Below are 24,097 nucleotides of genomic sequence, written 5' to 3' on the forward strand. Positions count from 1 at the left end.
TGTCTATTCTATAGGGTACATTTTATTAATCCTCTATGCTTTTATATTGTCCACACTATTTATTTAAAAGAGATTTTATAACTGCAATTGCTTCTTTAGTACCACCACATTCTATAAAACTATCATTCAGTTTTCGTATACCATGTTTATACTTTTCATTTGAAAGAACCTCTGTTACCGCTTCATTTAAAGTTTGCACATTAACATGTTCTTTCAATAATCGATTTGCTGCTTCAAGTTCAGTTAATCTTTGTGCTATCATTGGCTGATCTTTATCGTGTGGAATTATAACAAATGGGACATTAAAATAAATGGCATCGTGTACGCTATTCATACCACCATGTGTAATAAAAACATCTGCTTCACTTAATATTTCTGATTGGGGTACATATGAAGCAATTATAAAATTGTCTGGCGCTTTCTTAATTTTAGAACGATCATTTCTATCACCAATTGCCATTACTACTATCCCATCAAAATCTGAGAAAGTATCAATGCACGTATTAAAGAATGGTTCGATCCCTTCAAGCAGTGTTCCCATTGAAATATAAATAACTTTCTTATCTTGAAGTAATTCTAGTGGAAACTGTACATTTGTTTTACGCTTTGAAATACTCGGCCCAATAAAAATGTTATTTTCTCCGAACGCATCGCTATTCGGTTGAAAATAACGACTTGTGTACACAAGAGTAATATCTCCCTTGTTATGCATAAATTGAAGATTATTTTTAGGCTTTACTCCAAATTCATGTTCTATTTGATATAGTAACTGTTCAGAAATTTCATCAGGTTGAAATGGTATTTCTGCATTTGGATGAAAAGGTAATGTCTCCAAAAATTTTGGAGACATTAAAAATATAGGAGAAGAAACTATGCCAGGAATTTGTAAATACTCCTTTACTAACTCACCAGCGCCAAATATATCATAAATTACGAAATCAAAATGTATGTTTTCACATAATTTTTTCGTAATTTGTAATATATATAAAGAAGTTTGAACATGTACATGAAAGAATGAACTCAGCCCATCTCGAGTTTCAGAATCAATAGAAATTCCCTTTAATAAATCTGGATGTGTATATACAGTAGCTCCCAAATCTTCAATTCTGCCTTTAAATTGTTCTGTCGTAATATAATGTACGTGATCACCTCGTTCAGTATAGGCTTTGACTAAACTTAATGTAGGATTTACATGTCCCTCTGCTGGAAAATTAACCACTAAAATATTTAGCACTTATTTCTCACTCCTTACATTTCAATTCGCTTATTAAGCATACTGTAATTATTACCGTCAATCTTCACCTAATAGTCCTAATATGCTTGCTACTTTAGGGTGATAAATAATTGTTAGTGATTAAATTAAAAATGGCATCTACATAAGTAGATGCCAAACCGTGATAAGGAGTGTTCTGTGAGGTTAGAATAAGCTTTTCAGCTTGTCCTATGCTATCAATGTATGATTTTTTTTATAAAGTGTGCATAATTGATAGAATGATTTTACCTCTCTATCACCCATTTTGAACCTATTTCTAAATAAGTCGACTCTAGTTTCTGTACTATTTCATATGTTTTAACCTTCTTGAGAGCTATTTATTTTTATAGTTTCTCCAGTCAATCTCTTATTTTTCAATTCAAAATAAGCATCTAAAACTTCTTTTCCAATATCAGAGTTAATACCAGATTTATCATTAATAACCCACGGCACAACTACAGAGAATGCTACTTCAGGATTATCATACGGCGCATATCCTGCTAACGTTAAATTATAACATTCTCTTCGCTCACCTTTTTCATTTCTTCCAATATCACTTTCTCCACCGTATACTGTCTGTGCTGTCCCTGTTTTACCTGCTGGCTTATAAGATGCTTTTTGGAACGCCCTTACTCCTGTTCCATCACCTTCTTGGAATACCCTTCTAAATCCTTCTTTTACTTGATTTATATATTCCTCTTTCATATCTATCTTATTTAAAACGATTGGTTCTACTGCATGCACCACTTTACCAATCTCATCTTTTTGCGACGTTTGCTCTCTTACCTCTTGAACAATTTGTGGCTTCATTCGATATCCACCGTTTGCGATTGTTGAAATATACTGTACAAGCTGAAGTGGCGTATAAGTGTCATACTGGCCAATTGAGTAGTCTAGTAAGAAACCAGGTTGATTATCTTTTTTACCAATTTGTCCAGCTGTTTCATTCGGTAAATCAATACCCGTTGGAACACCTAATCCAAATTGCCTGAAATAATACCTCATTTTATCAAAGTACTCCTGTTTAATATTTAATGAACTATTTTTCACATAATCTACACCTGCAATTTTTAATGCTGTATGAAACATATAAACGTTTGAAGAGACTTGTAACGCTCTTAAATCATCAATATTTCCAAACTCTTTCCAAGACTTTTTTTCCTTAGTTCCTTTAAACTTCATAGGTGCATCATAAAAATAAGTACCTGGTGTTATAGCTTTCGTTTCAAATCCAGTTAAAACTGTCGCACCTTTAACTGTTGATCCAAGCTCATAAGAACTAGTCATTGTGCCTAATGCATAGTCTTCAACTTCTGTTTTTCCGTCTTTTTCTACAAGTCTTTTCCCGGCCATGGATAATACTTGTCCGTTTTTCGGATTCATCATCACAACGAAAGCACGGTCCAACATGGATTCTGACCCTTTATATGCCTTTAATATTTTTTCAATACTTTCTTCTACTTTCTTCTGTAATTCCATATCTATTGTTAAAGTTAAATTCTTACCGCTCTTTCCCTCAGAAACGATTTCCGTTCTAATTGTATTACCTTGTTTATCTGCAACGCTTCTTACTTCTTTTTTTGTACCATGAAGTACATCTTCGTATTGCTGTTCAATATAACTTTTTCCAACCCTATCATTTCGGCTATAATCACGTACCAAGTAGTAATCTAATCGTTCACTTGGTAATCCTTCATCGGAATTAGAAACATTTCCAAGAACAGATCGGAATAATCCATCATTTACATACACTCTCTCCCAATCAACCGATACGTCTACACCTGGGAGATTCGCTAAATCTTCACTAATTATAGTAAATTCCTTTTCACTAACATCTTTTTTAATAATTTGAGGAGCCATTTGATAACCAGAAGTCATCTTACTTTTAATAGCTAACACTTTTATATCTTTCTCTGTTAATTCCTGAAGATTTTTATCTGTAACCCGTTTTCTTTTTAACTCTTCTATTTTTTTATCTAGCTTCTTGCCGCTAATATCCTTTTCTCTAAATGTATCTATTTCTTTTTTCGATACTAGATTTTCAGCCAGTTTCGGATTTAATTGCATCCAAAAATCTTTCTTATCTGTCTCAGTTAACTTAGCTATATCTTCTTGCGGCATTTCAATTATGTCTGCAAGTTGTCTTGCGGTTTTTAATAAATCTTCTGATTTTACACCTTTCATCTTTGTATACGTGATCGTACGCAAAGATGTATTATTAACAACTGGATTCCCGTCTCGATCAAATATTTTTCCACGTGGGACAGATAGGCTCACAGTTGCGTTTTCTCTCTTTTCTACTTCATTTTTATAAGTCTCTCCATCGAAAATTTGCACTTTACCTAACTGTATAATCATTGCAGAAAATAATAAAAATACACAAAGAAATAAAATATTTAACCGCGTCGGTATTGCTCTACCACTTTTTTTCTCATGCTTTTTCACCTTGTCATAATCTCCTCCTTACCGAATTCCTACTAATAATTGAATCTATATATTAAAAGTAATGCACATTTTCTATACAGTACTTTGCACAAATATTAATATACTGATAAAAACTTAATAGAAATTAAAACAAATCTAAAGAAAAGGTAAAGTTTACTAAAATAAATGTAAAAATACCCAATAACCAAAAACTAAGCTTTTGGTTATTGGGTATTTAGTAATTTAAGAATTAATAATGGGACGCATTGATTCAAATCTATCATCATAATTTGATAGAGATTTTTTAATATGAGCTTTCGGCAAATATATCGTTACTGTTGTCCCGACACCAACTTCACTCATAATACTTATATTCCCTTGATGACTTTCAATGATTTTATAACTTAACATTAATCCGATACCGGTACCTTTTTCTTTTGTACTATAAAAAGGCTCACCTAATCTCTTAATTCTATCTTCAGGTATCCCTATTCCTTCATCAATTACATGAATAATGACACCTTCATCATTTATCTCTTTTATATGAATTGTAATTTTCCCGCCATCTGGCATAGCTTCGATTGAATTTTGCAAAATATTAATAAACACTTGTTTCAATTGATTTTCTGAGCATTCAATGCTTATGTCTTTGTTGTCTGCATATAGTTCCACTTGAATATTCGTCATAATTGCTTTTGTATTCATTAACGATACGACATTATTATAAATTTGATAAATATTTTTTTGTTCTGTATTTATCTCATCTGTTTTAGCAATTGATAAAAACTCTTGAAGAATCGCTTCTATTCTTTCAATTTCAGAAAGCATTAAATCAAAATATTTTTCTTGATCTTCTTTATTAATTTGAAATAACTGTATAAACCCTTTAATGACAGTTAATGGGTTCCTCACTTCATGAGCCACACCAGCTGCTAATTGACCAATTGCTGCAAGTGTATCTGATTTATTTAGCAATTCTTCTGTCTTTTTCCGTTCTGTAATATCGCGTACAATGATCATAATTTTATCATGTAATAATGGTAAGCATCTAGCTTCAAAGAAATCGACACTCCCATTAATTGTAAGTGGATATTCAACAATTACATTCGTCCCTTTTTCCTTCACTTGATGAATTGCTTCCTGAAACTGCTGTGCTACTGGAGATGGTAATACTTCGAAAAACTTTTTTCCCATAAAAGCTTGTGCCGGTACGTAAAATTTCGAAGGGGATCCTGCTTTATAATCTATAATTGTGCCATCATCTTCTGTTAAGAAACATAAATCTGGTAAAGCCTTAAAAATTAATTCCAATTCAGACGTTTGTTGTTTTAACTGGTCTTCTATCGCTTTTAAATGTGTAATATCTACCCCGACTGCCCAGTAGCTATATCCTGTTACAGGAAACTGTTCTGATATATTGGACCACATGATTGTTTTGATTTCACCATTTTTACATGTTAAGTGCATTTCCCAATCCCTGAAATTTTTTCCACAAGTTAAAAATTTCGTTTGTATTTGGTGACGATAATTATGATCTGGGTACAATAATTGTAGGGCATTTGGATTCCCTATTATTTCTTCAGCTGTATAACCTGTTACAATTTCACACTCCCGATTCCACAAAACAAAATCTCCATTATAATCAAGCGCATCAACCATAACAGGCATGTTTTGTAAAATCGTATGCAGTTCCTCCTCTTTTCGAGAAAGCAACGTTTTATTTTTACTTTGAAATACCTTTGTTGCTCCATCTATAATTAGATTTGAAAGCATTTCAAAGTATTTTTGACAATTGAAAATTTCACTTTTGTTTGACCATACTACAAAAGATCCTAAATGTTGATTGTATAAAAAAATGGGGATTTCAATTTTGGGAAGTTTACATATTTTCATTTCATTTATTCCAAAAGAAAATATACATTCTTTTTCAGCATCAAGAAGTTGATGTGATATGTTGGTTAATTTATAAAACTGTTCTGCCATGGTTTCTATTGTACTCACATCAATAAGTTCCATTAGCCGCGCATTCATTCCTTTTTCACCTCAATATGTAAAATTAATACAAATTCAAAATTTATACTTCTCCATTATACGTAGAATGTGCCTTTAGGTATATAGCTGCAGAATAATTATTCGAATAAATTTTATTTTTCAATTAAAGTAGAGAAGAATTTGCGTATAAAATGAATCCTTAATCAGTACGTATTTTGTTCATCACATATTAATTCTGAATGTACGACCAACCTAAAACGGGTACTCATACAGAAACCGGATTTTAATATCAGAGTCATACACATCGATTTTAGTAGTATAAAAATACAAAAAATATAAAGTTCATAAAATTTTCACAATTAATATGAAAAATATAAACATTTATTCCAATATATTCTATATAATAAAAAGTAATAAGGCTTCTATGAATCTCATAGAATACCTTACCCCTAATAAAAAGAAAAAAGAATCCATTTGGATTCTTTTTTTCTTTTTATATTACATTACATATTTATATAAAGCATGTGCAACACCGTGTTCTTCATTTGATAAAGTTTCGTATTTACACATTGCTTTTATTTCTTCGACTGCGTTCCCCATTGCAATTGATATGTTTGCTTTTTCCATCATGGATACATCGTTTAGCCCATCACCTATCGCTACAGTATTTTCAACTGGAATATTTAGATGTTCTGCTAAAGTATATAATCCATTTCCTTTTTGAGCATCTCGATGATTAATTTCTAAATTATGCCAATATGAAGATGTAATTGCTAAATCAGTATTATGCAGAAACGCTGCTTTTAACTTTTTTAATTTTTCTATGTCATAAGAAAATGGTAAAAGCTTATGCACATGTATATCAGTTTCTACAATCGGTTTACAACTTTCTGCACTATGAAACGCTGTATGCTCAAGGTATAAAGCTGCGATCGTTTCTAATTCTTTCAAGTCGAAATTTTCTTTTGAATTCTTCACATACTCAATTTCATTACGTACACTCTCTACTCCATAATCCGGTACATACACACCTTTATCAGTATAAAGCTGATAATATAAGCCATTCTCTTCAAGATATTCTACAATCTCAAGTGCTTGCATATTTTGAATTGGATATCTCTTCATCATTTTTTTATCTTTATATATAAGCGCACCATTTTCCGCAATAATTGGACACTCTAAATTAACTTCTAACAACAATCTTTCAATGTCGACGATAGAACGTCCTGTACAAATTGCTACAACATGACCCGCTTCCTGACATTTTCGAATTGCTTCTGTATTCTCTTTACTAATCATTTTATTCCCTGAAAGAAGAGTTCCATCTAAATCAATTGCGATTAATTTCATTATTTCTTCACCACTTTCTATAAATACACGAGTTCATTATAAACAAAAGGTATCGTTTTCATACTGATCTCGTGAAGTACTCCTTATTTATAATTTATGAAAAGCGTTTCAGGTCAAGAAATAATTAATAATAAAATCAAAAACTTTTCTTTTTAAAGAAAAGTTTTTGATTTTATACTATGAACTATAACTAATATATTTCGTCTCACACATGTACACATTCTTTTCTTCAGTTGGGACATATACTTTAAACTTTTCTAAACGTTTTCCGTAAATATGAATAGTGACAACGCTTTCATTTTTAGCTATTTCAAGAATATGACAATCAGTTGGTGGAATGACTTTATCTGTTTCTCCTTCTCCCAAATAAAGATTTCCTGTATGTGTTAAATAAACAAGTGAATTTTCAAACTGCTTCGTTTGTATAAAGTTTTGCACCATTATCCTCCCTGTAAAAACGCCTTCTACTCCCCATGTACCATCATGATCATGTAAAGGTGTAGATTGTCCATCTTTCCATACAAGAGCTAATACTTCAAAACGATTAAAAGGATCTTCATATAACAAATGTCGTGCGTATTGAGCCGAATTCGCCTTCTGTTTTTCTAACGGAAGCCATGTTTTCTTTTCTAAAAGTTCTTCTAGTAATTTTTCAATCGCACAAACAATTTGATCTTCTAATAAATTACTATCCATTAAATCCGTTACAGCTTTAATAAATGTTTGAAACGTTTTACTTCCATTACACGTTAACATAAGCGTCCTCCTCCATTCTTTTTCACACACCTCCATACTAAATAACTAACTAAAATTTTACAATTGAGAAATAAAATACAAGGTACAGTATATTTGTACCTTGCTGATCAATTTACCTATTATTCAAAAGAATAGGTAAGTAATTTAACGTTTGTTCATTTTCCAATAGACATTTTTCTAAATTGAACAATGGAGATAACTCTATTTTTTCAAAAGCATTTATGAAAGTTCTTAATGCAATCTCAGCTTCTAAACGTGCAAGTGGTGCTCCTAAGCAAAAGTGAGCACCTTTACCAAATGTTAAATGCTTTTCATTTCCTATTCGGTGTATATTAAATTTAGAGGCTTGCGAAAACTTTTTCTCATCTAAATTTGCTGCACTTACCCACGCAACAATCATTTGATCCTTTTTCATAAAAGGCCCAAATATATTTGTATCCTCTGTAATCCTCCTAGCTAATGTAACGGGAAATCGATAGCGTAATACTTCCTCAATTGCCTTTGAAATTAATTTAGGTTCTTCTCTTAATTCTTTATATGTTCCAGGTGAATCCACTAAAAAGCAATAAAAGCTATTAATAATTAAATTAGTAGTTGTTTCATTGCCTGCCGCTAATAAACCTAAAGAAAAAGTAACAATTTCTTCATCTGTTAATCTTTCGCCTTCATATTCAGCTCGTATTAAATCCGAAATAATATCATCGGTTAAATGGTACCTCTTTCCCTGAACAATCGGTAGAAGATATGCTTTAAATTCATTTAGTGCTATACCCTTTTCCGCATCCAGATCATTAAACTTTTCTTTACTATACGGCATAAATAAAATATCAGACCATGCTTTAATTTTTTTACGGTCCGTTGTTGGCACTCCTAGTAAATCGGATATGACGGTAACAGGTGAAGAAATTTTTTCAGAGATGTTAAGAGAGTTTCCTGAAAAAATTGCGACAAATAACGCTGAGTTCCTTGTACGTATCGCTCTATTTGAAAAACTTGATTACGAAGGTAGAAAAGAAATTTTAACAATACGCCAAGACGTACTAAATAAACAGCTTACTGCTATTCAATCTTTAGATGTTAGCTCATCTTTTATTACAGAAGTTATTGAATTTAGTAAATCACGTATAGAACACGAATTACTCTGGATTACATCACTTATGAAGAAAATATAAAAATTAACAAGAAAAGTTAAAAATAATGAATGAAAATGAGATTTATTATCAATACTATAATTAATAAAAGGGCAACCACGATTTGGCTACCCTTCAAAAAATTTATACTTCTGGATCGAAAGTTTTGCAATCTGTTTCTTCCGTAGTAGATGCATGTTTCCCTTTATGACTTACTACATAAATTGCATCTGCACTACATTTATTGCCGTTAGCCCAAAATTTACAGTTGTTTACTTCACATAAAACGTCTTGTGCCATAGTATCACACCTCCTTGTTCTATTATCATTAACAAAATTCGGGGGTATGATACTCTTTGTTATGCATTTTTTATTACCTTTTTATCTTTCTTAATGGTTCAATATCTCCTTTTACAATAGCATCTATATTTTCAGTTATTTTTTCAATGTCAAAATGCCACCATTGAATTTGCAATAATTCTTCTATTATTGTATTTGTAAATCGCTCCTTTATTTTATTTGCAGGGTTTCCGCCAACAATTGTATATGGTGCGACGTCTCTAGTCACAACAGATTTAGCTGCAATGATTGCACCATCTCCTATTTTTATTCCAGGCATAATCGTTGTATCCATACCAATCCATACGTCATTTCCTATAACTGTATCACCTTTGTAAGGTAAATCAGACAAATTAGGTGTATACTTCTCCCACCCATTTCCAAATATATTAAATGGATATGCCGAAAATCCATCCATCCGATGATTCGCTCCGTTCATAATAAAGGTAACTCCATTTGCAATACAACAAAACTTTCCAATAGTAAGGTGATCTCCAAGAAATTCATAATGATGTAATACTCGATCTTCAAATGTTTCTCCATCTTTCGCATCATAATAAGAATAGTCACCAACAAGTATATTAGCTTTCGTTATTGTATTTTTTATAAAATGGACATTTTCATTTCCTTCAATAGGATATTTAACATTTGGATTAGGATTCATGTTGTACAGCACTTCCCTTACCATTTATTTCACTTTCTACCGCTATTACTGGCTTTAAATTGTATATAGGTAAAATAAATAATAATCCAATTATAAATAGTAAAGCTGTTCCCTCATACATCGTACTTAATGAGAACACCTCTTTTAATGAACCGGCTACACTCATTGTTACTACCATTGAACCGGTAAATAGTGGACTTAAAATGCCATTTACACGACCGATAAAATCAGTATCGCTATTTTGAATAATGAGCGTATTAATACCTATTTGGATACATGGAAGAGCTAACCCACTAAAAAGTTGTGCTGTAAGTGTCACCCATAAATTCGTTGAATAACCTATAATACCAATGCCGATCGCCTGACCGAGCATCCCTACAATTAACATCTTTTGCGGAGCTACGTTTTTCGCAAATACCATCGCTAAAGCTCCGCCAACAATCATACCCGCGCCATTTACTGTTAGTAACCATTGCAAACTCTCTTTTGATAACCCTAACTGCTCAGTCACAATAAATATACCTAATGGCTGAATCAATCCTATACCTAGTCCTGCTGCCATAAAACAAAGCCCAAGCAAAGTTAATGCTTTTTTCTTTTTCACATATTTAATACCATCCAGCATCTCCTGTAATAGCGTGATTTCTTTCTTCTCAATATCATTCTCAAGATCTTTCGGAAGAAATAACAACACAGCTGCTGCCAGTAAAAAAGCGATACCTGTTATGATAATTGAAATATAAATTCCAAAACTATGAAAGATAAATGTTCCAAGAATCGGTCCTAGCACCATAAAAATCGCAAATATTGTTTGATATATAGACATCGCTAATTGGATTTGTTCCGTTGATAAATGCTGTTTAAACAATTTCATACCTGATGGTTGAGAAAACTGCGAAAGGATTGCAGAAATAAGCGTGACAAAAAACACGATTTTCCATGTTCCAAACATAAGTGTAATTAATACAGCGAATACTGAAATGGAACTTAACGTTTCACACCAAATCATTGTCTTCTTTGGCTTCCACCTATCAGCAAAGGTTCCACCTATAAAGGAAAAGATGAAAATTGGAGCAAACTCAGCAACCGAAATCATTGAAATAGCAAAAGCATCACCTTTCGTCATTTCCATTACATATAATAATACCGCAAAGTTCCGAACCCATATTCCAATTTGTAAAAATAATGCTGATGCAAGAATTCCTTGCACAAACCGATTTTTTAATACTTGTGATACCCCATTGTTTTGTTTCGTTACTACATTTGTCGACATAAAAAATCCCCCTATTTCATGTTCTGAGCAGGAGGCAGCACAAATCATATAAAAAGACTATATATTCGCAGAGCGAAATACATCCCTTTTCTATAAATGCGCAGACTAATCCTATTCAGAAGAATATTTCGTTTTTTAACGAAGATCTCTTACAAATAGAATTAGTTGATCATTGGGATGTTTTCACCCTTCCGTTTCGAATTTAAATAACACATACATACTCTATGTAAATCAATTTCGATGTATGCATGTCTCCTTTTAACTATTCTAGAAATTTAAAGGCAATTCCTCTAAAGAACGCATTAAATAATTACCTTGCCATTTAATGTCTTCACGGTTACCTTTTATTTGTAGTTCAGGCATTCGATTAAACAAAGTAGTAATAGCAATCTTTGCTTCTAACTTAGCAAGTGGAGCTCCTAAGCAGAAATGGCTACCATGACCAAAGGCAATATGGCGATGATTTTCCCGAGTAATATCGAATACTTCTGGGTTTTCAAATACATTTTCATCACGGTTTGCAGAAGCTAATGCAATGACAACCATATCTCCTCTTTCGATTGTTCGGTCGTGAATTTGAAAAGGTTCAGCCGCCCATCTTGAAGTTGTAACCTCAACTGGAGAATAATATCGTAACCCTTCCTCAATAGCTGCATCAATTAATTTGGGATTTTCTTTTAATAACTGTAGTTGATTCGGATTTTCAAGAAGCGCTAATACCGTATTTGTTATTAAATTTACCGTCGTCTCATGTCCCGCCACAATTAGTAACATTATCATTGAATATAGTTCCCTAGCGCTAAGTTTATGTCCTTCACTTTCTGCAAGTATTAAAGCACTCACCAAGTCCTCTTTTGGTTCTTGTCTCTTAACATCAACTAAATATTGGAGATATGTAATAAACTCAGATAGTTGCTTTTCAGTTTCTTTTATTTCTTCTGGTGTTTCTGGGTAAGCAATGACAGCATGAGACCAAATTCTAAATTTCGCTTGATCTTCTTTTGGAATGCCTAGCATTTCACTTATTACAATAATCGGTAAAGGAAAAGAGTAATCATCAACAAGATTTAATGAACTTTTTCGCTCGACTTCATTTAACAAATCATCTGCAATATCCTGTATTCTTCCTTCCAATTGCGTGATCATCTTCGGTGTAAAAGCTTTTTGTACGAGTGATCGTAAACGATTGTGGTTAGGTGGATCTGAATTTAGCATGTGCGTCGTTAAATAATCACTATTATCAACAGTAAGAAAGACATTCAATGTATCTTGAGAAAATACATTGGCCGGATCTTTTTTTAAGCGATTATCTTTTAATAGTGGCAAAGCATCTTCATATCTTGTAATAAGCCACTCCGCACCTAATTCAGTTTTATTCACAAATAAGATAGGTTGCACTTTTCTAGATTCTTTATAAATTTCATACGCATCTTCTTTAAACTGAGCTGAAGCTAAATTAATACCATCCTTTATTCTTAGCCCAACTTTATTTTTCATTGACATTGTATTCCCTCACTCTCATTTGTTTTTGTAAACCAACCAACATATGCATTATACTCTAATAAAAACGTGAAAATTGTAAATTTTCATTTAAAATCTTACTTCGTATATTGAAAAATAAAAAGTGAGAGAGTAAAATCCTTCTACTCTCTCACTCTTCTTTACGCAAAACACATGAAATTACTAATTTGTTGATAGCGATAACTTACTTTACGACGGCGACCACCTTGCCAAGTATAACCTGAAACCCCATTTCTCCTCACTTCAGTCGGGAAGAACCATAAGTCTCTTCCGAAAGGTCCAGGACGATGCAAACGTAAGTAGCCCCATCTTCCTAGACAGTTACACATCCATGATTTCATATTCCCTGCTTGAGCTGGAGAAGCAAATGTAGACGGTAACGACGGTGCTTGTGACGGTGGTGGTGACGTTGGAGCATCTTCCGCATCATCTGGTCTATAATCTTCTTGTTCCATATCTCTCACTTCATTTACAGATTCATACCCGTAGTTTTGTGGATTATAATACATCCCTTGATCATATGGATAATTTTGCTGGTTATACATATTAATAAATCACCTACTTTTCATTCAGTACCTTTAACATTCATATGTGATAAGCGCTCTATAGGAAGCTTATGTATAGCCCAAATTCATATAAAAGTGTTACAAAATAAAAATAGAAGAAATCCATAATAAATCTCTCCTATTTGCATTAAGCAAAACACATAAAATTACTAATTTGTTTATATTGGTACGTTACTTTAAACCGATGACCATCTTGCCAAGTATATCCCGATACATCATACCGCCGAACTTCTGTTGGAAAAAACCATATATCTCTTCCAAAAGTACCGGGTATATATAATCTTAAATAACCCCATCTCCCTAGACAATTACACATCCATGATCTCATTTGGCCTGTTTGTATAGGATTAGCAAACGTAGAAGGTAAATTGGGAGGCTTAGATGGAGGTAGTAACTTTGGAGCATCATCTGCTTGACATGAACAAAACTGATTGTTCAATAAACTATTCCTCCTAATTATTAGTAAACTCTATATAGTATATGAACTTTCTTTTTATATGAAACTTCCATGTAGGAAAAACTTCTCGTTGATTCCCCAAAAAAATCCCCTTCTATTAAAGAATCAGAAGAGGATTTTTTGTTTAATTGCTATTTCAATTTCACACTATAAAAGCGCATTTCTTCTAATGAACCTTCAAATTCAAATACTTCTTTTTTTATTAGTTCTTTTAAGCGATATTCTAAAAATGTATCGCCGACTAATTGCTCTACAAGACCAAGTGCTTCACCAATTACTCTAGGAGCTTTTAGGAATTCTTGATCAGCACCTATACTTTTCGCGCATTCAATAATAAATTGATCAAAATAATCTTCTTGTACAGAACACACTTCATTGTCTGTCCAAACTCTTAAAAATCCCGTACTTTTCGATAGACTATCCCATTCATGTTCAAACTGCATACGTTTCTCTACAGTTAAATACGGCAATTCTACAAAACTTTTTTGAATTAGAGCTAAACTTTCAGGTGCTAACTCTCCAGTTCCACGAATATCATATTCTTGTTTTAATATTTCTTTACTTGCTTCAGACGTATTCATAACTCGAATGTTTTTCTTATCTTTTAATTGCGCCATTACAAAACATAGGCCCACATGTTCATGTGCGTTATTGGTTTTCCAAATTGTAATAGGCGTATCAATAGGGATAGTATGTAGTTCTTCCATAGTTTCTAAAAACCTTGGTAAATACTCTTCTTCAAAATAATTATCATAAGCAGTTAAATTGTTTACTAACCATTTCTGTCTTGCAAGTTGTCCCTCATTCATATGTAGCTTGTTTATCGGCCCAATTGAAAAGAATTCAGAAAAAGCGACAACCCTCTCTTCCAATTGTTCTTCTTGACTAAGCATATATTTTAAACATCCAGCTGTTGAATCATCAAACGCAATATGTACGTGTGTGCTTTCTTTTACATTTCTTATATATGATGTATTACTCGTTAGTTGCTTAGGAATATCCATCAAATTTTTAATTGCATCTTCACTATAGTTTTCTTCTAATAAATTCAACTGAATAAGAATACTTTGAAGTAAATGTTTTGCTTCATCTTCGTACATAACCTCTACAGCATTTTTAATTTTATCTATCATGTAAATCCCTCTATTCATTTCAAAACTAAAGTAGATTATAGTTTATCATTTTAGTATCGTTCTTTAAAAGCTTTTTTAAGCAAAAGCATTTATTATTCAGATTGCTACAGCTATCCACATTTTCAACAAAATCTCTCCTACAATTCTTAATTACTAAATATTCTTTTGTAAATCCTTTCATTTAAATGTATAATTATATAGAAAATAAAAAATATAGGAGCTATATGTATGGAGAAAGCGATTACTACTTATAAACATTATCTAAAAAATTGGAGATTTTTATTTATTTGTATATTACCTACCATCGCCTTATTATATGTTTTTGATGTCATCTTCGAATTACTATTTCATCAAAATTTCTATTTATCTAACTTAATTTTTGCTATTATATTATTTTTAATATTTATTAACATCAAAGATATGTTTAAAATTGATAGTTAAAGCACTGAATAAAAAAGAGCACCCTGCAATTGGATGCTCTCATGTGATAGAGGTTTTTTCTGAGTATTAAGTAGGACACGAAGGTTTTGCCCTACTAGATAATATATGCTTGTACTTATTTTATTGTGCACCTATTACACATTAAATGTATACGTATTGCTAAAAATCCTGCTCATATATTCATTGTACAATTATCATATTTATAAATAAAAAAACATCCATATGGATGTTTTTTATGTACCGATTTTTAAGCTTCCATAAACTTAGCCGGCACACCAATTTTTTCAACTACAGAAGATATATTAGTAGGATTAATCATTACATTTTCAATACTAACTAATTTATTTTCTAATAGTCCATTCTCTGTAGTAATAAGTTCTTCAAACCGATCTAAAGTCATCGAGAATTTGTGTTCGCTTCCGCCATTCATACATACTTTTACATACTTCATAGTGTCACCGCCTTTCATAATAATCTATATTTCGATAAGAAGGCGCTTACATCCCTTTTATTTCCTACTAGATTTCTCACTTTTACTCCTTGTCAATTCACGTATATTTATTTTAAAGTAAGCAGGTACTATTTTATGTTCACGATATTATTGCTAGTAAGAATGATAGAGATAAAAATGCACAAAGTGGTATATATAAAACAGTATCCATTTTAGCAAATTGCGTATCCTTTTTTCGCTTAAAGATACCAAAATAATGAAACTCACCAATTACTCTTATGAAAAACACAATCATACAAAACCAGGATCCCATTTGAACAATAATATTAGGAAATGCCAAATGAACAACATTCGTTTGTTGTAATAAAATCATTGCTGCCATACTTAATAATAACGCAATGAACAATGTCATCCCTGTACCTGGTATAAACGCCTTTTCTCCAGATTTTGTTGGAATGACACTATTTGTCGCCCACTTACCTCCGAAAGCCCAGTAAACATGTAAAAAGCTAACTAAAAATAATATACAGACCGAAATGTATGTAATAATAAGCATTTTGTCCTCCCATTATTTTATTTAAGTCCTCAACTTTAGAGTATGCTACAATTTCCACATTAGCAATCTATATTTAATTACATAAAAAAACCCTTTAATGATACATCATTAAAGGGTTACTCAAATATCTTATGCATTATACCTATTTCTACGACGTTCCATCCTCGTTTGTCCTTGAGCGATACCTTCTTTATATGGATCTATTTGCTCTGTCATTTCATATGTTGCAGCTTGAGCTGGTTCTTCGTAATTATGCTCACGTATTTTTTCTGGCGTATTTCGTTTTGATACTTTTCCACCAAACTTAAATAATTTGATCTTTAATTTCGGTAATCTAGGAAGTGGAATCTTAAATGATAATTTTTTGCGCTTCTTTTTTTGTTGAAATAGATTTATATTTTCTTTATTATCATCCTGCTCTTTACGATGTAATAACATCGCAAGTAATCCACCTAATATAAGTCCTCCAACTAACAGTAGAAGATATAAGTAATGACTTGTCATTAAACTCGACATACGTTCAAGTATGACTAACGACTGTACTTCTTTAATATCCCAAAGTAAAGCGGCCCATAATGAAAATAAACCGAAAGTAAGTCCATATGTACGAAAACGGAATAAACATGGAATTAAAGCGATACAAGCGGCGATTTTCGCATTCCCTATTATTGAACTTGTTGAAATATCTTGATGCCAAATGACTAACAGCAGTGTTATAAATGGCGCATACGCTATCCAACTACATATACGTGAATATATTTTTTTCGCAAAATAGCTACCGAAACTAGTAAAAAATAAAAGGCCTCCGATATATAAAGATTGTTCTAGTGGGATTTGCTTCATAATTCCTGCAACTGGAAAGAGGCCGCTTAATAGCATTAATAACACATCTAATTTCTTCACAATTCCTCATTCCTTTCAAATTTCTTTTGAATCAATTCATATTGCTTTTCCATATGATGTAGATTTTGTATTTCTAAAAAATATCTTAATCCTGTATGTAAATAAAGTAAATACATAAAAGAAAAGATACATGACAAAGGATATCCTTATTTACATGAAAAAATGACAAATCCTGATCAATATAACGAGCAGGATTTGTCTACTATTATTTAAAGCAAAATAATTGAATCTTTCTTTTCTATTTTCATTATATCTACATCCAATTCATCATCAAACTCTTTAAACTCTCTTGCATCTATATCAGTCCTATAGCTCTTTATTACTTTCGCCATATGCATAGAATACGGCATATGTATATTTTTTTCCTGAAGCATACTTGAATTACAGCACATATAGTGTACCATTTTAGCGATATAATTCCTTTCTACAGGTTTTACACCTAGCGTTAATATCTCAAGTATGTATCGCTGCAATGTTTCACTACCATTTAGCGAATATTCGCCAGTGCTATAATACATCCCTTTTTGATCTACATATAAACTTGTACCTTCAGGAACATCATCACGTTCTATCACACCGTATTTTGGTGTATCAAAAGATGTATTTATTCTTATAATGTTTAAATTAGGGACCTTTAGCGCATCAGGAACAATCTCCGGTAAAATATCTATATCAATTTTTTTATTTTGTAACTCTTTTATCCAATATTTTCTTAAATTCGCATCAATAATAAAATATACTTGCTCATTTTCCTCTTTTGCATGTTGTAAAATTTCTGTTAATGTTTCAGAAACAAATTGTTTAAATTGAATTCCCATATCATTTCTTTTTGAAGGTTGTGGTAAAAAGGTGTTGTGTTTATTTACATTTAATAACAAACGATCAATCGTTTGCCAATCTGTATTCCCATATAATTTATATGAAATTTCTTTTCCTTTTATTTGTGAAATAATAGGTAAGAAATCAAATTTCGATATTCGTTCAATTGATAAATTAACATATGTACAAGGTAAATTTATCTTATTCCAACTACGTTTCATAAACCCTCTTTGTTCTAATAAGTTAAAAATACAATTTATAATAGTTTTACGAGATACACTTTGGCCTATAAATAAATTAATAAATGCTGAAATACGGTTTGTACGTGCAAACCCTTCTCTAACAATTTGCTTTGGATCAATTTTTTCACGCCCGTCACAATTTTCCATTGCGATTAACGCCAATGTCGCATCATTGCGCTCACCTGCAGTAGCATAAACCGCTTTCATAACATCCTCTACTAAATTTGATTTGTATTTCTGACAATATTGCATTTTATATGGGTTTTGCAATACTTTTTCAATATTGCATCTTACTATTTTTAACAATATTGGAGAATCTGCATTTAATACATACGATGACTCACCGATTTGATCTAACACAATTTTACTTTCAAATAACGCTTGTTCAGCTTCCAACGATATTTTTTCAGACCGTATTTCTAACGTTATAGTCTCTAATCCTTTTGGTGCAATTAAAGGGAATAATTCATTTTCATTATTTGTTGCTATCTTTTTACATTCTGGTAGTAATGTGAAATAAGTGAATTTTTGCTGAAACCCTTTAAATAGATACTCTCTTTCCTTTACTTTTATACCAGGTTTTATTTTAGTACCTTGAACTTTATATATTCTCTCATTGTATGGAAGTAACACCCTAATATTTGTTCCTAGCATATAATCTTTCGGATATTGAAGAATATGCTCTAATTCAACTTCTCCACCTATACGAAAATCATCTTTTAAATTTCTAAATATCTTAATCCATTTTATGCCGTTTGTAGCTTGTTGTACTTTTAGTTTTACAAACCGTAATTTCTTATTATTCGATGCAAATTCTAGCGTAGAAACCAATATCATGCCCCGTTTACGTCTTAATAGCAAAGGAATATCTGGATGATTATATTCTTGATAAAACCTCCGAATTCCTATTGAAACATTTAATAACGGAATATTCTCGCCACCGCGCGTTATACATTCGAACCGATATACATAGGCGAAATAATCTTGTGTTTTTTCATCTTTAATTGGCTTTGACATTGCCTCACAAATATTTTGTGATCTAAGAGGAGAAAAATATATATCTTCTTCGTTGATATTCTCTAATCGTACAGGTTGTTCACAAAAAACATGTGAAATTAAAGCGGGCACCCACTTAGAATATATTTCATTATCATGTAGTACTGTTAAATTAGAAATTAAATCGTAATGCCATTCATATTTTGGCAATTCTATTAATTTATTAGGTTTCCAATCATGAATCACCTCATACCAACTTTGGAATATATAATCGAGTTGTTCTTTTCTAATAGGTTCTTTGGATACAATCCATGGTGTATTTTCATTTAATACATACGGATTATGCTGAATAAACAATATATCAGAAAACATATCATATAATCTTTCATTCAATCGTTTCAACTTACTCGTTAATAAAAATGTCTTATAATGTATCTCTACAATATCGAGCCATTCAATAGGAAAATATATAAATGATACGCTTTCGTTTAAAAGAGGTTCTACTATATTTTTAAATGTTAACAACTTTAATTTTTCCATAAAATGATTACTTCCTTTCTTCATTTTTCTTGATCACAAAAAAACTAAAGTATGATCAAATAATCTAATTACTTAAAAGAGAAGCAAATACCGCTTATCCGACTAACATATTAATGAAATAACTCTGATAAAAGTTAAAAGAAATTATCATACATAGTCCTCCTTGTTTATCGTAAATATATCACATTAGAATTATACAATATATATTGCGTATTGTATTTGGAATTTACAATAATTTTACAAAAGAGTATAAAAAGAGGTATTGTCCATACATTTGTATAGCAATACCTCTTTTCACTATCCTATTACCTTTTTCGCTTCTGTATTCACTGGCCACTGTTCTAATGTATATGCCACTTCCCAAAATGAATATTCATATTGACTGCTAATAATAAAATGCTGTTTCATTCGCTTGCGGTCAGACTCTGTCACTTTTTCAGCAATCGTATCTAATCTTGTAATTTGCTCTTCAACTAGAGTACAGGACCAATCCAATCCATATGCAGAAATCCATACTTAATAAATTAGCTCTTCTGGCTGACGCCCTTTTAAACGTTCATTAATTGGATAGAAATCAATATCATGCCCCGTTTATGACTCAATAGTCATAAAATATCTGGATGGTTAAACTCTTGATATTAAGACTATTTTTATGAGCATTGCTTATAAGTGTAATTTAACTGATTAAAGCTATTTTCAAATAAGACACGATAATTTATGTCTATTCTGTATAGGTGTTAGCAAATTCGTTTGCAAACTTGTTAGCACTTTTTTTATATTTCTTCTATTACACAAACCTTCACAAAAACATCCTGCATGTTTGAAACATGCAGGATGTTTTTTAGTCTTTGTTTTTCATAATGTAAGAAACCAGACGAAGGATCTCCAAGTATAACCATACTAATGTCATAATAAGCCCTACTACCGCTTCTCCTACGATTGGCATTTGAATCCCTCTTTTCGAATGTGTTGTAATCCCTTAGATGTCATAACTGGCTGATACTCATTAATTACATCTCCCCACTCAAGCACTTCATACTCATCTTCATATAAATCATCCATTATATCGCTTGATAAACGTTAACATCCTTTGTATTCACGATTATTAAAAACCTCATATCTTTCCATGTGGTCTACAATTGCGTTTGTTTCTTTTTTTACCCCTAGTACCTCTATACATATTTCTCAATTCTTTTGATGGATACAGGTAAGACGATTCATTCAAATGTGAATATTGCCAACGCATACGCGCCCTCTCCCCTCTTGATGTACTTGATTCCACTTAGTATTCCTTGTGGTCTTGATATAGGTATATGACCTAGAAAGAAGGATTTTGCCTGTCCATTCTCAAAATATTTATATGGACAAGCAAAAATTTAAAATGGATGTGGAAATTATGCGAAACCAATTAAAACAAATCCTTGATGAAAAAGGCATTAAATATGGATATATTGCAAAGAAAGCTAATATAAGTAATTCTGCAATGACGAACTTATTAAAAGGTGGACTTCCAACCTTGCCTGTTGCATATCGTATTGCTCGTGCACTGGAAATGAAATTAGAAGAAATTTGGATCGAAGAAGATATAAAATAAAAAAAGACGGTATTCACCGTCTTTTTCACTGTTTCACTTCATTTTCATCCATTCTTTCTAACAATTTCAATAAAAGTGCCAAAATAATTGTTGCAACAATAACAATAACTAAGATACCTTTCGACGTTAATTCAACTGATGATAAACCACTTTTGGTCATCCAAAAATACCCTATGTATATTGCTAAAAATGAAGTAACCATTGATATTGTAAACCCTAAAAAGCCTAACTCATCTAAATTCTTTTCAGACAAGCCAACCAAACTTAGCATCACATAACTTGAGACAGCAGTTACTGTATATCTGCATAAATAATCGCTATCCTCCACAGTGCAACTTACCAAGCCTCGGTGAACTGTGAAGTTACGTTTTTCTATTCGAACCCAGAACCTCTAAATAATGCTGATTGTACATAATCCCTAGGATGTTACCAAAGGGATCGACCACAGAAGCAGTAATAAAACCCTCGCCACGCTCTGTGGGTGCCTCGTATTCTATCGCTCCCATAGACAGCAGATTTTTGAAAGTTGCTGTTACATTATCGACGTGCCAGTACACTACAGCACCGGCCGGTCCGGTCGCTGGACTATCGGGCGCATAGCGGCTATCAATCAGCCCCAGCTCGTGCTGGTAATCGCCAAGACGAAACTCGGTATATCCTGGACGTTCAAAGTAAGGTTCGATGCCCAACAGTTCGGCGTACCACTTCTTTGCCGCTGCTAGATCATCCGTCCAAAAACTGACTGTGGTTAATCCTCGTAATGTCTGTGTGTCACTCATAATCGATTTCCTCCTTAATGTTGAGTAGTAAGTCCCGATGCTCTACTAAATAACAGCTTCTGAATTAACTTCGATTTACTTATGAATATTCCTTTCTATTATTCAAGAAAATGGCCCTTTAACCGAATAAAATGACTGACATTTTTAAACACCTTTATTGTCCCTCCGTGTTTCTATAATACATTTTCAAATGAAAAATATACTATTTCCTATCGCTCCAGCTAAAGCCATTCTTATGAAAATATTGGATAAAATAAAAAAGTGGTCTACTCATAGTTGAGCAGACACTCTTTTCTACTTCACATACACATAGGCTTCATTTGCAATTATATTGTATGTTTTTCCTTCGCTATTGTGAAATATACGCCTAAAAAGCGTACCCCAAGAGAAAATATTATTTAAAATGAGAATATTTTTCTTCAACTATTTTTTGTTGATCAATGCCACAACAAGTAGTTCCCTCTACTATCTCTTAAATTTAGCATAGTTTGTATAAATTCTACATCTAATACAAAGCTCACTATCAAATAAAAATAAAATAGTAGGTTAATAAACAAGCATTCTTTTTACTAAAACATAGAATAATATGAACCCTAATCGAAGGGAGGTATAAAAGAATGTCCTGGAATAATGATTGCTGGAGTTCTAAGAAAAAGCAATGTTGTGACGATTGGTGGGAATCCAAAGAAAAACACCATTGTAATGATGATTGGTGGAAATCTAAAGAAAAACACCATTGTGATGCTGATTGGTGGAAATCTAAAGAAAAACACCATTGTAATGATGATTGGAAGTTTAAGCGAAATAAGTGTCGTTGTAATTGTTTCTTTATTTGTTGCCATTGCAGAAAGAAACATTGGTAAGTTTTTCAGTGCCAGCTTAAAGGCAAAGAATATGTCTTTGGGGCTGATAAATACTAGATTATAGTATTTAAAAAGACTGTCTCTAAATGAGATAGTCTTTTCTATTTACGTCTTACTTTTCTCCTAAACAGCCATAGATTACTGTCCAATCTTCCCCTCCTACTCTTCGCATAGCATATACTAAAAAGGAGGTACGTACTTAATATGTCAAACTATTATTACGACCGTTCACATAAGTGCTATCGTAAGAAACGTAAAAAGTGCGATTGTCATTGTGAACTTCGCAATCAAACGTTATCATCAGGGCCTTTATTCCGTAATGCTGCCGCTGATTTTATTCAAGTTTCTGCACTTAATCAAACAGACGAACCGCAAACTGTAACTATAGCTGTTCAGAATTACCAAGATACGTGTGATGGTGATGTTTATCCTTCTTATGGATATCTTTGTGGGGAGTTAATTAACGATGATAATGGAGGTTCGGATGATACTGTGCGAAACGGTAACGGTGGATGTATCTATTGTGAGCCTGAGGGAATAATCCCGTTTATTGGTTCATCTTCTCGCTCCTTTACTAATTAAATCTTCTTCTGAATACGAGAATGTATTATATACCCCACAGTCATCTTCAGGGCAGTACAAACCGTATTCATGAGGTTTCGGTTGAAATTTCCTACTAAATAATTTTGCACCTACTTTGTTTTCATCAAGCAAATTTACTTCATAATCTCGATTTAATAGGATTCCCATAAATACAGTACCATCCTATTTCCTTATTACATTCTTTACATTTAATTTTTCCTTATACTTTATCACTCATCGTTACTTCCCCTTTTATTATGTATATCCAATTATGTCTAGGTTCCTGGACTCCTATGAGATAACTTTACCACCCGACACATAAATCGTACAAATTGAAAATGACGTTTTTGGGGATTTTATGAAAAAATATTTTGTATCACCAATCAACCCAGCAAATTTACCAGACTCAATAAGAAACACAAAAGCCGCGATACATATGCACCGTGGCTGAATAGATAAATGTAATTGGTCTTT

General features: G+C 32.2%; 22 protein-coding genes and 6 pseudogenes. 5 read left to right on the top strand and 23 right to left on the bottom strand.

Going from position 1 to position 24,097, the window contains the following annotated elements; genetic code table 11:
* Positions 1 to 55 precede the first annotated feature (55 nt).
* From QCI46_RS14360 to QCI46_RS14385, 6 genes and pseudogenes are all read right to left on the bottom strand, one after another.
* A complete protein-coding gene (locus tag QCI46_RS14360) occupies positions 56 to 1,234 on the bottom strand; it encodes a macrolide family glycosyltransferase (protein ID WP_353840635.1) in 1,179 nt (392 codons plus the stop codon).
* 336 nt (positions 1,235 to 1,570) lie between these two features.
* Entirely contained in the window at positions 1,571 to 3,697 is a 2,127-nt protein-coding gene (locus QCI46_RS14365) for a peptidoglycan D,D-transpeptidase FtsI family protein (protein WP_353840636.1), read from the bottom strand.
* Positions 3,698 to 3,919: 222 nt separating this feature from the next.
* Complete coding sequence (locus QCI46_RS14370) at positions 3,920 to 5,707, bottom strand: ATP-binding protein (RefSeq protein WP_353840637.1); 1,788 nt, start codon at positions 5,705 to 5,707, stop codon at positions 3,920 to 3,922.
* 459 nt (positions 5,708 to 6,166) lie between these two features.
* The gene (locus tag QCI46_RS14375; RefSeq protein ID WP_353840638.1) at positions 6,167 to 7,018 is read right to left on the bottom strand and encodes an HAD family hydrolase; all 852 of its coding nucleotides are present in this window, start codon (positions 7,016 to 7,018) and stop codon (positions 6,167 to 6,169) included.
* A 177-nt stretch (positions 7,019 to 7,195) separates the two neighbouring features.
* Positions 7,196 to 7,774, bottom strand: a complete 579-nt coding sequence (locus tag QCI46_RS14380; protein ID WP_353840639.1) for a cysteine dioxygenase family protein — start codon at positions 7,772 to 7,774, stop codon at positions 7,196 to 7,198.
* A gap of 112 nt (positions 7,775 to 7,886) precedes the next feature.
* Positions 7,887 to 8,672 (bottom strand): annotated as a pseudogene (locus QCI46_RS14385) (cytochrome P450); the annotation flags it as partial.
* Between QCI46_RS14385 and QCI46_RS14390 the strand changes: the two are divergent.
* A pseudogene (locus QCI46_RS14390) lies at positions 8,656 to 8,946 on the top strand (PadR family transcriptional regulator); the annotation flags it as partial. The pseudogenes QCI46_RS14385 and QCI46_RS14390 sit on opposite strands and share 17 nt — an antisense overlap.
* A 102-nt stretch (positions 8,947 to 9,048) precedes the next feature.
* Here QCI46_RS14390 and QCI46_RS14395 read toward each other — a convergent pair.
* The 7 genes and pseudogenes from QCI46_RS14395 to QCI46_RS14425 all read right to left on the bottom strand — a co-directional run bounded on the left by QCI46_RS14395 (position 9,049) and on the right by QCI46_RS14425 (position 14,857).
* Positions 9,049 to 9,204, bottom strand: coding sequence for a DUF1540 domain-containing protein (locus tag QCI46_RS14395; RefSeq protein ID WP_000046089.1), 156 nt, complete (start codon positions 9,202 to 9,204; stop codon positions 9,049 to 9,051).
* 73 nt (positions 9,205 to 9,277) lie between these two features.
* Complete coding sequence (locus QCI46_RS14400) at positions 9,278 to 9,907, bottom strand: Vat family streptogramin A O-acetyltransferase (protein WP_353840640.1); 630 nt, start codon at positions 9,905 to 9,907, stop codon at positions 9,278 to 9,280.
* On the bottom strand, positions 9,897 to 11,180 hold the full coding sequence (locus QCI46_RS14405) for an MFS transporter (RefSeq protein WP_098573568.1): 1,284 nt from the start codon (positions 11,178 to 11,180) through the stop codon (positions 9,897 to 9,899). The genes QCI46_RS14400 and QCI46_RS14405 overlap by 11 nt, the downstream gene beginning before the upstream one ends.
* 267 nt (positions 11,181 to 11,447) lie before the next feature.
* Positions 11,448 to 12,683 (bottom strand): cytochrome P450, encoded by a 1,236-nt coding sequence (cypA, locus tag QCI46_RS14410; RefSeq protein ID WP_353840641.1) that lies wholly within the window; start codon positions 12,681 to 12,683, stop codon positions 11,448 to 11,450.
* 158 nt (positions 12,684 to 12,841) lie between these two features.
* Positions 12,842 to 13,246, bottom strand: coding sequence for a hypothetical protein (locus tag QCI46_RS14415; protein ID WP_000282702.1), 405 nt, complete (start codon positions 13,244 to 13,246; stop codon positions 12,842 to 12,844).
* A gap of 148 nt (positions 13,247 to 13,394) precedes the next feature.
* A pseudogene (locus QCI46_RS14420) lies at positions 13,395 to 13,679 on the bottom strand (hypothetical protein); the annotation flags it as partial.
* Between the two features lie 176 nt (positions 13,680 to 13,855).
* The gene (locus QCI46_RS14425; protein ID WP_353840642.1) at positions 13,856 to 14,857 is read right to left on the bottom strand and encodes a DUF1835 domain-containing protein; all 1,002 of its coding nucleotides are present in this window, start codon (positions 14,855 to 14,857) and stop codon (positions 13,856 to 13,858) included.
* 228 nt (positions 14,858 to 15,085) lie between these two features.
* On the opposite strand from QCI46_RS14425, the gene QCI46_RS14430 reads away from it, so the two are divergent.
* Positions 15,086 to 15,298: a hypothetical protein gene (locus tag QCI46_RS14430; RefSeq protein WP_353840643.1), complete on the top strand. Its 213-nt coding sequence runs from the start codon at positions 15,086 to 15,088 to the stop codon at positions 15,296 to 15,298.
* A gap of 247 nt (positions 15,299 to 15,545) precedes the next feature.
* On the opposite strand, the gene QCI46_RS14435 is transcribed toward QCI46_RS14430, so the two are convergent.
* From QCI46_RS14435 to QCI46_RS14465, 7 genes and pseudogenes are all read right to left on the bottom strand, one after another.
* A complete protein-coding gene (locus QCI46_RS14435; protein WP_000878362.1) occupies positions 15,546 to 15,749 on the bottom strand; it encodes a hypothetical protein in 204 nt (67 codons plus the stop codon).
* 139 nt (positions 15,750 to 15,888) lie between these two features.
* The gene (locus QCI46_RS14440; RefSeq protein ID WP_353840644.1) at positions 15,889 to 16,305 is read right to left on the bottom strand and encodes a DUF3995 domain-containing protein; all 417 of its coding nucleotides are present in this window, start codon (positions 16,303 to 16,305) and stop codon (positions 15,889 to 15,891) included.
* Positions 16,306 to 16,434: 129 nt separating this feature from the next.
* Positions 16,435 to 17,208, bottom strand: coding sequence for a DUF3959 family protein (locus tag QCI46_RS14445; RefSeq protein ID WP_142293510.1), 774 nt, complete (start codon positions 17,206 to 17,208; stop codon positions 16,435 to 16,437).
* Between the two features lie 209 nt (positions 17,209 to 17,417).
* Positions 17,418 to 19,805, bottom strand: coding sequence for an RNaseH domain-containing protein (locus QCI46_RS14450; protein ID WP_353840646.1), 2,388 nt, complete (start codon positions 19,803 to 19,805; stop codon positions 17,418 to 17,420).
* Positions 19,806 to 20,102: 297 nt separating this feature from the next.
* Positions 20,103 to 20,378, bottom strand: a pseudogene (locus QCI46_RS14455) (thiaminase II/PqqC family protein); the annotation flags it as partial.
* Positions 20,379 to 20,646: 268 nt separating this feature from the next.
* Positions 20,647 to 20,733 (bottom strand): annotated as a pseudogene (locus QCI46_RS14460) (Bax inhibitor-1/YccA family membrane protein); the annotation flags it as partial.
* Between the two features lie 5 nt (positions 20,734 to 20,738).
* Positions 20,739 to 21,051: pseudogene (locus QCI46_RS14465) on the bottom strand (hypothetical protein).
* Between the two features lie 150 nt (positions 21,052 to 21,201).
* Here QCI46_RS14465 and QCI46_RS14470 point away from each other — a divergent pair.
* A complete protein-coding gene (locus QCI46_RS14470) occupies positions 21,202 to 21,399 on the top strand; it encodes a helix-turn-helix transcriptional regulator (protein ID WP_327960740.1) in 198 nt (65 codons plus the stop codon).
* Positions 21,400 to 21,424: 25 nt separating this feature from the next.
* Here QCI46_RS14470 and QCI46_RS14475 read toward each other — a convergent pair whose 3' ends face one another.
* Positions 21,425 to 21,559: a hypothetical protein gene (locus QCI46_RS14475; protein WP_327960742.1), complete on the bottom strand. Its 135-nt coding sequence runs from the start codon at positions 21,557 to 21,559 to the stop codon at positions 21,425 to 21,427.
* A 202-nt stretch (positions 21,560 to 21,761) separates the two neighbouring features.
* Positions 21,762 to 22,178 (bottom strand): VOC family protein, encoded by a 417-nt coding sequence (locus QCI46_RS14480; protein ID WP_353840647.1) that lies wholly within the window; start codon positions 22,176 to 22,178, stop codon positions 21,762 to 21,764.
* Between the two features lie 630 nt (positions 22,179 to 22,808).
* Here QCI46_RS14480 and QCI46_RS14485 point away from each other — a divergent pair.
* Positions 22,809 to 23,105 carry a hypothetical protein gene (locus QCI46_RS14485; protein WP_353840648.1) on the top strand — a complete coding sequence of 99 codons (297 nt, stop codon included), beginning with the start codon at positions 22,809 to 22,811 and terminating at the stop codon, positions 23,103 to 23,105.
* A gap of 140 nt (positions 23,106 to 23,245) precedes the next feature.
* The gene (locus QCI46_RS14490; protein WP_255285089.1) at positions 23,246 to 23,623 is read left to right on the top strand and encodes a hypothetical protein; all 378 of its coding nucleotides are present in this window, start codon (positions 23,246 to 23,248) and stop codon (positions 23,621 to 23,623) included.
* Here the strand turns inward: QCI46_RS14490 and QCI46_RS14495 are convergent.
* Positions 23,597 to 23,791: a hypothetical protein gene (locus QCI46_RS14495; RefSeq protein ID WP_353840649.1), complete on the bottom strand. Its 195-nt coding sequence runs from the start codon at positions 23,789 to 23,791 to the stop codon at positions 23,597 to 23,599. The genes QCI46_RS14490 and QCI46_RS14495 overlap by 27 nt on opposite strands.
* Positions 23,792 to 24,097: the final 306 nt, after the last annotated feature.

The organism is Bacillus cereus group sp. RP32 (assembly GCF_040459735.1).
Classification (GTDB): domain Bacteria; phylum Bacillota; class Bacilli; order Bacillales; family Bacillaceae_G; genus Bacillus_A; species Bacillus_A wiedmannii.